General features: G+C 61.3%; 8 protein-coding genes. 5 read left to right on the top strand and 3 right to left on the bottom strand.

The genetic code is table 11. The features are described 5' to 3' along the window. The first annotated feature begins 116 nt into the window (after positions 1-116). Together A6A05_RS12120 and A6A05_RS21510 are read left to right on the top strand one after the other, a co-directional pair. Positions 117-371: a nucleotidyltransferase family protein gene (locus A6A05_RS12120; protein ID WP_068501273.1), complete on the top strand. Its 255-nt coding sequence runs from the start codon at positions 117-119 to the stop codon at positions 369-371. 13 nt (positions 372-384) lie between these two features. Further along, on the top strand, positions 385-522 hold the full coding sequence (locus A6A05_RS21510) for a HepT-like ribonuclease domain-containing protein (protein ID WP_342670021.1): 138 nt from the start codon (positions 385-387) through the stop codon (positions 520-522). Positions 523-616: 94 nt separating this feature from the next. Here the strand turns inward: A6A05_RS21510 and A6A05_RS12115 are convergent, their stop codons facing one another. Further along, positions 617-4000 (bottom strand): chemotaxis protein CheB, encoded by a 3384-nt coding sequence (locus tag A6A05_RS12115; RefSeq protein ID WP_068501270.1) that lies wholly within the window; start codon positions 3998-4000, stop codon positions 617-619. A 267-nt stretch (positions 4001-4267) separates the two neighbouring features. Between A6A05_RS12115 and A6A05_RS12110 the strand changes: the two genes are divergently transcribed. Together A6A05_RS12110 and A6A05_RS12105 are read left to right on the top strand one after the other, a co-directional pair. Continuing rightward, positions 4268-6301 (top strand): PAS domain-containing sensor histidine kinase, encoded by a 2034-nt coding sequence (locus A6A05_RS12110; RefSeq protein WP_172822273.1) that lies wholly within the window; start codon positions 4268-4270, stop codon positions 6299-6301. 189 nt (positions 6302-6490) lie between these two features. Continuing rightward, on the top strand, positions 6491-7507 hold the full coding sequence (locus A6A05_RS12105; RefSeq protein ID WP_068501263.1) for a phytanoyl-CoA dioxygenase family protein: 1017 nt from the start codon (positions 6491-6493) through the stop codon (positions 7505-7507). Between the two features lie 109 nt (positions 7508-7616). Here the strand turns inward: A6A05_RS12105 and A6A05_RS12100 are convergent, their stop codons facing one another. Continuing rightward, complete coding sequence (locus A6A05_RS12100; protein ID WP_068501261.1) at positions 7617-8834, bottom strand: CaiB/BaiF CoA transferase family protein; 1218 nt, start codon at positions 8832-8834, stop codon at positions 7617-7619. A gap of 12 nt (positions 8835-8846) precedes the next feature. Then, a complete protein-coding gene (locus A6A05_RS12095; RefSeq protein ID WP_245644283.1) occupies positions 8847-10070 on the bottom strand; it encodes an acyl-CoA dehydrogenase in 1224 nt (407 codons plus the stop codon). A gap of 58 nt (positions 10071-10128) precedes the next feature. Between A6A05_RS12095 and A6A05_RS12090 the strand changes: the two genes are divergently transcribed. Continuing rightward, positions 10129-11046, top strand: coding sequence for a LysR family transcriptional regulator (locus A6A05_RS12090; protein WP_068501256.1), 918 nt, complete (start codon positions 10129-10131; stop codon positions 11044-11046). Positions 11047-11294 lie beyond the last annotated feature (248 nt).

Here is an 11294-nt window from a genome sequence, read left to right as displayed (position 1 = left end):
ATGCAAGCCGCCGCAGCCGCCAGCCCCGCCCAATGCCGTCTGGATCAATCCGCCAGCTGAGAGAATTGCTGCCTAAATTGTCAGACGCAGTGTCGCGGATTCATTGACAGGTTCCGGTGCGGCGGCTTGAGGTGTTCGGCTCGGCCGCGCGAGAGGAGGACTTCGATCCCGTGGCTAGCGACGCCGATTTCCTGGTGGCCTTCGACCCGGTGGTGTCCGACATCTCGCCGTTGGAGCAATATTTCGGTCTTGCAGCGGCGCTTGAACGTCTGCTGAAACGTCCAGTGGACTTGGTGGAATCCGGGGCGCTACGTAACCCATTTATCCTGGCCTCGGTCTACCAGACGCGCGAGGTGGTTTACGCCCCGTGACGCACGGGCCTATCTGTGGGACATCCAGCAGGCGGCTGATGCGATTATGCGTTTCCTGGACGGGCTCGACGCGGCAACCTTCACTGAAAACGAATTGGTTTATTCGGCGGCGGAGCGGAAGTTCGAGATCATCGGCGAAGCCTTGGGCTAGTTGTCTAAGATCGCCCCGGAAACGGCGCAGCGCATTCCCGATAAGCGCGACACCAAATCGGAGATTTGCGTAACGGAGGATTTCTGGCTCTTTGTCATACAGCCGCGTCACTGATGGCTATAACTCGCGAGCCTGGGAAGTGGATGCAGGCGGTGGTGCCTTTACCCTCGATACTGTCGATGGTGAGGGTGCCGTTGTGCAACTCCATAAGCGACTTGGAGATGGGCAGGCCAAGACCAACCCCCTCGCTCTCTTTGCGCAGAACCCGCTGGCCGCCCTGCTCAAACGGCATCAATACTCGATCTAAGTCAGCGGGACTGATGCCGATGCCGGTATCCTTGACGCAGATGGTCACGCCGCTCTGGTCCTGAGTGGCCGTCAAGGTAATAGAATCACCAGACTTGGTAAATTTAAGTGAGTTGCCAAGAAGATTGATTAAAACCCGCTGGATTGCTGTGATGTCTCCACGCAATAACGGCAGTTCTTCTGGAACAAACGCAGTCATTTTGACGTTGCTTTCCTCTGCCTGGGATGACAGCAGCCGAATCGAGCTTGTGATGACATCGATTAGATTGACGGAACTCTCGCGAATGGTGGCGCGCCCAGCCTCGATCACCGACATTTCGAGGACCTGCCCAATCAGCGACAGCAGGTGCTGGCCGCTGTTGACGATGATTCCCACATATTCCTTGTATCGTTCATTGCCGATTTCACCCCACATCTCGTCGGCCATGATCTGGGCGAATCCCAGCACGGCATTAAGCGGGGTGCGCAATTCGTGGCTCATATTGGCCAAGAACTCCGATTTGGCGCGGTTGGCGCTTTCGGCGATTTCCTTGGCCTCACGCAGCTCATCTTGAGTGCTGCGCAGACTTACAACCGTATCTTCCAGGCTCTTCTGGGTGGTGCGCAGGGCGGTTTCATCGATAAAGGTAAGGATAGCCCCCGCCGTCTGCTCCCGCAGGTCCCGATAGGGGACAATCCCCATACGATAGATGCACCCCTCGGCTTCGATAATGTCCTCATGGGATAATCCGCTGGAAACCACGGTCATCAGCAGATTACGTAGGTCCTTAATATGAAATTGGCTAGGCACCGCCGTGATCAGCTGCCCCGCATCGGAAGGCAGCAGCCCGAAAAGTCGGGCGGCCTGATGGGTAAAGCGAGTGATCCGCAGCCCCTTATCAACGACCAGCATGGGAAAGCCGACATTGTTCTGGATGTTCTGGAGATCGGCATTGGCCGCGCCCAAATCGGAGGTGCGGACCTGAAGCTCTTCGTTGACGGTGGTCAGTTCCTCGTTGGTGGATTGCAATTCCTCATTGGAGGTTTCAAGCTCCTCGTTGGAGGATTGCAGTTCCTCGTTTGCTGCCTGCATTTCTTCGTTGAGGGCCTGAAGCTCCTCGTTGGAGGTCTCCAACTCCTCCACCACAGTCTGAAGATGCTCTCGCGTGGCGGTCAGCTCTTGCTCCAACTCGTTCAGACGCGTCTCACCGCCAGGAGGCAATGCCGCCTCGACCGGAGCGCCCTCGACCACGGCTTCAACCTTCTCGCAACTGACCAGAAACAGCCCTTCGCTTCCCGCATCAGAAAGAAGAGGCCGAACCACCAGTCGAGCGATTATGTCGCCCTCGCGGACCCGAAGGGAGCGCTTACTCCCCATGACCATGGCTTTGGACTCACGGGCGCGGTGGACCAAGCCACGAAGGTCGATGCGGAAATCGTCGGCGATCAGCTTGCCCAGATTCTGGTTGGGGCGCCCCTGGGGGAAGCGGACGAAGCTGTCCACGTCGCCGTGATAGAAGAGAATGTCCAGGTTCTCATTGATTGCCACGCTGGCGGGCATGCACGACTTGACGAAACCATCGCGGACGATGGATTCGATGGATGCCCCCCCTACCGGCAGCATAGTTTCTGCGGATTCGGAGACCTTGAGCCGGAAGGCCCCGAATACCGGATTGCTGGAGCGTGGGCTGCCCATCCGTTTTTGGAAGATCTTGGAGGTGGTCTTGATGGACCTGAACAGGTCAGTGCAATGGCCGACCGATTCTGACTTTCCGAGAAACAAATGCCCTTCCGGATTGATGGCGTAGTGGAAGACCTGGAAGATGCGGTCCTGAAGATCAGAATTGAAATAGATCAGGACATTACGACAGCTGACAACATCAATCTTGACGAAGGGCGGGTCCTTGATCAGATCCTGGCGGGCGAAGACGACCATCTCGCGGATGGGCTTCTTGATCTGATAATTTTGGCCCATGGCGTCGAAGTATTTCGAGACATACCCCCGATCCAGTCCCTCGACCGCGGTTGCGGAATAGGTGCCCTTGCGGGCGTGGCGCATGGCGTCCATGTCGATGTCGGTGGCGAAGACCTGGATTTTGTAGGATTTGGCGCCATCCCCCAGCAGGTCGGTCAACATCATGGCAAAGGTATAGGCCTCCTCGCCGGTGGCGCAGGCCGGAACCCAAATGCGGATACTGTCACCAGGGCGCTTGGTCGCCAGAAGCTCTGCCAGCGTCACCTTAATGTCCTCGAACGCCTTGGTGTCGCGGAAGAATGAGGTGACCGAGATCAAGATGTCCTTGCACAACAGATCCAACTCAGTCGGGTTGCGCTGGACGAAATCCAGATAGGAGTCCAGGGTCTCAATCCGATTGGCGGCCATGCGACGTTCCAGGCGACGACGCACTGTGTTCAATTTATATTGGGAAAAATCCACCTCGGTCCGCTTCCTGACCAACAGGAAGATCTCGTTGACGGTATCCTGGGTCTTGGTTTCTTCCGACTTCTGGCTAACCACGGGCCTGGGAAAGCGTGAGATGGAGGCCAGTTCAGGGCCGATTCCATCGGGCGGTAAGGTCTGGTCGACGCAGCCGGAATCGATGGCTGCCTTGGGCATTCCATCATATTTGGCCGTCTCGGGTTCTTGGGCTACGGTCAGGCCGCCACTGGCCTTGATGGCACGCATCCCGTGCGCACCATCGCTGCCGGTTCCCGACAGGATCACCCCTATGGCGTGCTGGCCGCGATCCTCGGCCAGAGAGGCAAAGAACACATCCACCGACGGCTTCGGCCCCAGCGGGGCGGAAGGCTCACGCAGCCACAGCGTCGAATTTTTGACCCGGACGTCCTTGTTGGGGGGGGTGATGTAGATGGTGTTGGCGACCAGGACGGTGCCGTCCTTGATCTCCTCCACCGGCAACTTGGTCTCGCGCGCCAATAGCTGGACCATCATGCTGCGATAGGCCGGCGATAGATGCTGGACGATGACATAGGCCATGTTGACCGCAAACGGCAGATTGGCCACGAAGGGGCGCAGGGCTTCCAGCCCGCCCGCCGAGGCACCGACCCCTACAACATACAGGTTGCTGCGGCGCGCCCTTGTCTTCTTGGAGACTTCGACAACCGCATCCGGCTCTGCCCCGATGGATGTCTCATTCAGCGCAGAGCTTTGCGCACTCGGCTTACGTGCCATTATCGCCCCCAAATGCCCGTTAATGACCGCATATGAACCCTGCCGCCTTTGTTAGGAACCTTATAATTTGTCGCATCCTATGGCTATTTCTTTTATGCTGAGGTCGCCTGTCATAGTTACGGGAAAGATATTCATGATCGTCATACTAAGATGATGGGTAGAAGTGGTAAATCGAAAACTAAGGCTCAGCTTGAGGCTGAGAATCTAGCACTCCTCAAGGAGGTCGAGGCGCTACGTAATCGGCCGCTGGACGGTGTCCAACGACGAATGACGGAAGCCCTGCATAACCTCCAAGTTCATCAAGAGGAGTTGCGGGCGCAGAACGAGGAGCTTCACCAGGCCCAGGGGCATATCGAGAAGGTCAGCGCCCGCTATCGCGACCTGTTCGAATATTCGCCCGTCGGCTATTTCATCATCGACGATAACGTCTCGGTGGTGGATGCCAATATCACCGGAATGGGGATGCTGGGCAGAACCAAGGGCCGTATCGCCGGCAAGCCGTTCCTGCTGTTCATCGACAAGAAATGCCGTCATGACCTGGACGATCATTTCGCCACGGTGCGAAGCGTCGGGCGCGCCTCCACCGAGCTATGGCTGTTGCCGGATCAGCGCCCCCCTTTTCCGGTGAACCTGGAAAGCGTCCGGTTGGGTGATGGGTGGGGCGAAGGGTGGCGCTGTCTTTCTACCGCCATGGACGTCACTGAGCGCAACCGGGCCGAAATGGCGTTACGGGAGTCCGAAATTCGATTTCGCGCCATCTTTGAACAAAGCCCCCTGGCCATCCAGATCGTCGATGCCGAGTCGGTTCCTCGAATGTCGAACCGGGCTTGGGTAAGGTTATGGGGGCAGGCTTCCTCCATCCCTGTCGCTGGTGGTGGGCATCCTGTTCTCAACCAGATAGGCGCGGAGAGTCTTCTTGTTGAGGGTTTAGCGGGGCGCAGCCTGGAAATTTCGGCCATTCATGTCGTTGCCGACGGCGAGCAAGGCGAAGACCGCTGGGTGCACGGCTATGCCTATCCTATCCTCGGACAGGGCGATTCCGTTCCGGAAGTCGTACTGGTTCACGAGGACATCACCGAGCGCAAGCGTATTGAGCTGGCATTGACCGATCGGACGGCGCTGTTGCGCCGCCAATACGAGAATCTTCGGGTGTTGAGCGAGATCGCTGCCCTGCCTCCTGGGCCGGCATCGCAAAAGCTGGCCGATGCCCTCGACCTGGGGCGGCGGCACCTGGACCTTTCCATGGGAATGATCAGCCGGGTTGAAGGCAGCCGGTTCACCGTTGAGCATCACTCTGCCTCCGAAGAAACGGCTATGGCCGATTTTGACCTCGCCAGCACGTATTGCGCCCTGGTGATGGAGCAGGACGATGTGGTCGCCATCGCCCACTGGGCGCGCTCGCCCCATGCTGATCATCCCTGTTACCGTACCCATGGACTTGAAAGCTATGTCGGAGTCCCGATCCGTGTCCGGGGCAAGGCTTATGGCACGGTGAACTTCTGTTCCACGACATCGAGTCCACGGGATTTCGACGATGGCGACAAGGAGTTCATGCGGCTATTGGCGCGTTGGATCGGTGCCGTGCTGGAAGAAGACGCCATCCGTCGCGATCTTGCCCGCTCGAATGCCGAGTTGGAGCAATTCGCTTATATCGCATCCCACGATCTACGTTCTCCGCTGCGTCAGGTTTCCAGTTACGTCTCCCTGCTGGAGCGCCGCTATGGGGACAAGTTGGACGCCGATGCCCGTGAGTTCATCGCCTTTGCTCATGACGGAGCGGTGCGCATGGACCAGTTGGTCGTTGATCTGCTGGAGTTCTCGCGGATCGGCCGCAACGCCAAGCCTGTCGCACTCGTCGCTTTGAGCGAAGTCGTGCACGAGTCCTGCGCCAATCTGCACTCCAACATCATCGACGCCAATGGCAGGGTGGATATCGTGGGAGCGCTGCCCATGATTCAATGCGACCCCGCCGATCTGGTCCGGCTGTTCCAGAACCTGATCGGCAACGCCATCAAGTACAGCCTGCCGGAACGCCCTCCCGTGGTGACCATCACCGCCGCGACCGGCCCCATGAGCCATGTCGTGACGGTCAGGGATAACGGCATCGGCATCGAGCAGATCTATCACGACACCATTTTCGGCGTGTTCAAGCGGCTCCACACCCCCGATAAGTACGAGGGAACTGGCATCGGCCTCGCTATCTGCAAAAAGATTGTCGACCAGCATAATGGCCGTATCTGGGTGGAATCTTCACTGGGCGAAGGAACGGCTTTCCATGTGGAACTGCCCAGAGGGAGTTGATGGTGTCGCCCAAAGCTCGTTGCCGGGGCCGCGAGCAGTCGTTACCGGACTGCTTGAGGGGCTTGGCGGGTAACGACCCGGAAGCCCCCCGGCGGATCAAATACCGCGGCGCATCGTCTACACCTCCCCTTTACCCTTGGCGTGCGATTCTTTGGCCCAGCTTCGTGTGGTCGATGGGAGTGGATCAGGATGCAGACCGAAGATTTTGGCAAAATCGATGCGCGCACGGCCATGATGTTCCTGCGCTCGATGTCCGAGGTCGGGCACCAATTCATCAACTCGCTCAGCGACGACCAGCGCCGAGTGTGGGCCAACGTCCTGGCCGAGGCGGTCAATCAGCAGATTCCCTCGGATCCGGTCGGACAGACGGCCCAGGATGCCGCCCACCAATTGGAAGAAGACGGCATCTACAATTTGGGCGCCGGCCTGCCGGCCGACCAACTCGAGGAATTGCGCGAATATCTGCTGGAATGCCCGGTCTATAACACCCACGTCTACGAATCCTTCAATGCGGCGGTGCGCCGGTCCGACCATGTGCCGCGCACCATCGGCCTGGGCGCCGAGGCCTTCCGCTTCGGCGCCTATGCCTTCCCCACCTTGATGATGGCGCCGCATCTTCTGGATTTCCTGCTGCAGCCGCGCATTCTAGACGCCGCCACCGCCTTCCTGGGCGCCGCCCCGACCCTTTACTCGGTCAACATCTGGTGGTCGTTTCCCGGCCAATATGCCGACATCAAATACGGCCAGCACTTCCATCGCGACTGGGACCACGGCAAGGTCTGCACCGCCTTCATGTACCTGACCGACGTCGACATGGAGACCGGCCCCCACACCTATCTGGCCGGCAGCAACAATTTCCGCCGCACCAAGGAGGTGCTGGAAGGCAACCGCTGGCACATGACCGCCGAACGGCTGCAGACCAACGATTTCTGCGGCGCCGAACCCGACGAGTTCTATCTGGAAGTCTGGAAGGACCATGTCCGCCACCTGACCGGACCGGCCGGCAGTTCCTTCATGACCGACACCTTCGGCTTCCATCGCGGCGAGGAGCCGGTACGGGCGCCGCGCCTGGCCTTGTGGGCCAGGTTCAGCCTGTTCGGCGCGCCGCCGCTGCACGAGAAGATTCCGCGCTCCCGCCTGGGGGATGCCTATCCCACCGACGAACGCCGCCGCTACGCCCTGCGCGGCCTGGTCGAGCCCGACTAGACCGTTTTCCGCCCGGGCGGAACCCGATCTAGAGTCTTATGCTTGGCCCGTGCCGGGCCGCTCAGGCGCCGCTCTGGCTAGTCGCGTGTTCACGCTTGGCGTGAAACCGCTAACCGCCAAGGATGCCTTTGGCGCGCAAGTCGGCGATGGCGGCCGGGTCCAGCCCCAGAATATCGGCCAGCACCCCTGCACTGTCGGCGCCCAAAAGCGGCGGCGCCCGGTCATAGGTCACCGGGGTCTCGGAGAAATGGATCGGGTTGGCGACCAGATCGACGCGACCGGCCAGCGGATGGTCCAGGCCCGCCACCATGCCGCGATGGCGCACCTGCGGATTGTCGAACACCTGGGCCAGAGTGTTGATCGGTCCGCACGGTACGCCGGCCACTTCCAGCACCTCGATCCACTCGGCCATCGGGCGCGCGGCCAGAATCGGGCGCAGCAGCGCGATCAAGGTCTCGCGCTCGCGCACTCGGCCGGCATTGGTGGCGAAACGCGGGTCCTCGGCCAGGGCCGGGCAGCCGGCCACCGTGCAGAAGCGCTGGAACTGGGAATCGTTGCCGATGGCCAAGATGACGTGGCCGTCACTGGTGGCGAAGGCCTGGTAGGGCACGATGTTGGGATGGGAATTGCCCAGCCGCTGGGGAACGATGCCGCCGACCAGATAATTGCTGGCCTGGTTGGCCAGCACCGCCACCTGGACGTCCAGCAGGGCCAGATCGATATGCTGGCCCTGGCCGGTGCGGTCGCGGTGAGCCAGGGCGGCCAGGATGGCGACCGAGGCATACATGCCGGTGAAGATGTCGGTCAGCGCCACGCCGACCTTCATCGGCTCGCCGTCGGGCTCGCCGGTCAGGCTCATCAACCCGCCCATGCCCTGGACCAGGAAATCATAGCCGGCGCGCTGGGCATAGGGGCCGTCCTGGCCGAAGCCGGTGATGGAACAATAGACGATGTCGGGCTTGACCGCCTTCAAGGACGGGTAATCCAGGCCGTACTTGGCCAGACCGCCGGCCTTGAAATTCTCGATGACCACGTCGCACCGGGCGGCCAACCGGCGCACCAGTTCTTGCCCCTCGGGTTGGGTGAAGTCGATGGCCAGCGAGCGCTTGCCGCGGTTGGTCGACAGGTAATAGGCGCTTTCGTGGGTGTCGGCGCCGTCCTTGTCCTTCAGAAAGGGCGGCCCCCAGGCGCGGGTGTCGTCGCCCTCGCCCGGCTTTTCAACCTTGATGACCTCGGCGCCCAGATCGGCCAGCAACTGGCCGGACCAAGGTCCGGCCAGCACGCGGCTGAGATCGAGAACACGCAAATGCGACAATGCTTGGGCCATGTGGCCTCCCGCTTACCCTGAAAAGGCCTGGATGCCGGTCTGGGCACGGCCCAGGATCAGGGCGTGCACATCCTGGGTGCCTTCATAGGTGTTGACCGTCTCCAGGTTTACCATATGACGGATCACCTGGAACTCGTCGGAAACGCCGTTGCCGCCGTGCATGTCGCGGGCCAGGCGGGCGATGTCCAGCGACTTGATGCAATTGTTGCGCTTGATCAGCGAGATCATCTCGGGGGCCCAGCTGCCGTCATCCATGGTCCGTCCGACCCGTAGCGCCGCCTGCAGGGCCAGGGTGATCTCGGTCTGCATGTTGGCCAGCTTGAACTGGATCAATTGATTGGCGGCCAGGGGCCGGCCGAATTGCTTCCTGTCCAGGGTATATTGCCGGGCGGCGTGCCAGCAGAATTCGGCGGCGCCGACCACCCCCCAGGCGATGCCATAGCGCGCCTTGTTCAGACAGCCGAACGGCCCGGCCAGGCCGGTGGCCCCGGGCAGCAGGGCATCTTCGGGAACGAACACCTCGTCCAGCACGATCTCGCCGGTGATCGAGGCGCGCAGGCTCATCTTGCCCTCGATCTTGGGGGTCGAGAAGCCCTTGGCGCCGCGCTCGACGATGAAGCCCTTGATCTTGCCGTCATGGGCGTCGGACTTGGCCCAGACGATGGCGACGTCGGCGATGGGGGAATTGGTGATCCACATCTTGGTGCCGGTCAGCACATAGCCGCCATCGACCTTCCTGGCCCGGGTCCGCATCGACCCCGGATCCGATCCGGCATCGGGCTCGGTCAGGCCGAAGCAGCCGATCACCCGGCCGGTGGCCAGCCGGGGCAGCCAGGTCTTTTTCTGCTCCTCGGTGCCGTAGGCGTAGATCGGGTGCATCACCAGGGACGACTGCACGCTCATGGCCGAGCGATAGCCGCTATCGACCCGCTCGACCTCGCGCGCGATCAGGCCATAGGCGACGTGGTTGACCCCCGGCCCGCCATATTCTTCCGGGATGGTCGGACCCAGCAGGCCCATCTCGCCCATCTCGGCCATGATGTCCGGGTCGAAGCGCTCCTCGCGGAAGGCGGCGATGACGCGCGGCTGCAATTTGTCCTGGCAATAGGATCGGGCCGAATCGCGGATCAGCTTCTCGTCCTCGGTTAATTGGGCATCAAGCAGGAAGGGGTCGTCCCAGCGAAAGCTTTGCACGGCGGCGGTCTCCTTGGTGTGGTGCGAGACAGGGTGGCCCATGCCTGGTATATTTGGAAAAATATCTTTTCTATCGCTGCCATAACGGATTTCTATCGCAATGGCCGACCTTCGCCACCTGCGCTATTTCCTGGGCATCGTCGAGCACCGCTCGCTGTCCCGGGCCGCCGAGATGCTGCACGTCGCCCAGCCGGCCCTGAGTTTGCACCTGAAGCGGCTGGAGGCCGAGTTCGGCTGCCGCCTGCTGCACCGGACCACCCGTGGCGTGGTACCGACCGAAAGCGGCCTGCGGCTGGCGCGGCGCGCCCAGGCCTTGTTGGAGCAGATGACCAGCCTGGCCGACGAGGTGCGGGGCGGCCAGGCCCTGCCGGCCGGCCCGGCGGTGATCGGCATCCCCACCTCGCTGGGCACCATCTTGACGGTGCCGCTGGTCAAACGGGTGCGCGAGCGCTTCCCCGACATCCGCCTGAAGGTGGTCGAGGCCTTGTCCGGCCACATGCAGGAATGGGTGCTGTCGGGCGCGGTCGATCTGGCGGTGATGTTCGCCGCCCAGCCGCCGCCCGGCCTCGCCACCGAGTTCCTGGTCCGCGAAAGCCTGTGCCTGGTCGGCCCGCAGGGCGCCGGGATCATGGCATCCCATCGCCCCATCGAGATGGATCGGGTGCTGGATCTGCCACTGATCATGCCCAGCCGCCCGCATGGCGTGCGCGAGGAATTGGAACGCGCCGCCACCATCCGCCGCCGCCCACCCAACGTGGTGGTCGAACTGGACGGGCTGGACCAGATCAAGGCGCTGGTGGCCGACGGCGTCGGCTACACCATCTTGTCGCAGCGCTTCGCCCGCCACGGCCCGCTGGCAGAGCGCCTGGACACCATCTTGATCCGACGCCCCGAGATCGAGCGGGTCATCTCGCTGGCCCACGCCACCGACCGGCCGCTCTCGGCCGCCGCCGGCGCGGTCCGCGGCCAGCTGCTCGAGGTGATCGGCGACCATACCCACGACGGACGGTGGAACTGAAAAAGGCCCCGGCACAAGGCCGGGGCTGCTTTCAAGGTGCGGGGTCAAAGCCACAGCTAAAGAACAATCCGCGCCGCCACAACACGCAGCCAAAAAACGCGGGGCCAAGAAGTGACTCTAAGCGAATGCTAACCCGTAAATGACGGCAGAGTCAATTACTGTTTGACACAAATACACCAACCAATAACTACTGCAAATAACCTACACCAATGCGGAAAAAATCCCACCCCATGGCGGCTTTCACTTAC

The sequence above is a fragment of the Magnetospirillum moscoviense genome (assembly GCF_001650635.1).
Taxonomy (GTDB): Bacteria; Pseudomonadota; Alphaproteobacteria; order Rhodospirillales; family Magnetospirillaceae; genus Magnetospirillum; species Magnetospirillum moscoviense.
Note: the sequence above shows the minus strand (reverse complement) of the source record. Positions and strands in the feature narration are given on the sequence as shown.

Excerpts from the sequence above, each read along its gene's own strand:
- A6A05_RS12105 (WP_068501263.1), top strand. The coding sequence starts at position 6,491 with ATGCAGACCGAAGATTTTGGCAAAATCGATGCGCGCACGGCCATGATG.
- A6A05_RS12115 (WP_068501270.1), bottom strand. The coding sequence starts at position 4,000 with ATGGCACGTAAGCCGAGTGCGCAAAGCTCTGCGCTGAATGAGACATCC.
- A6A05_RS12100 (WP_068501261.1), bottom strand. The coding sequence starts at position 8,834 with ATGGCCCAAGCATTGTCGCATTTGCGTGTTCTCGATCTCAGCCGCGTG.
- A6A05_RS12090 (WP_068501256.1), top strand. The coding sequence starts at position 10,129 with ATGGCCGACCTTCGCCACCTGCGCTATTTCCTGGGCATCGTCGAGCAC.
- A6A05_RS12110 (WP_172822273.1), top strand. The coding sequence starts at position 4,268 with ATGACGGAAGCCCTGCATAACCTCCAAGTTCATCAAGAGGAGTTGCGG.
- A6A05_RS12095 (WP_245644283.1), bottom strand. The coding sequence starts at position 10,070 with ATGGGCCACCCTGTCTCGCACCACACCAAGGAGACCGCCGCCGTGCAA.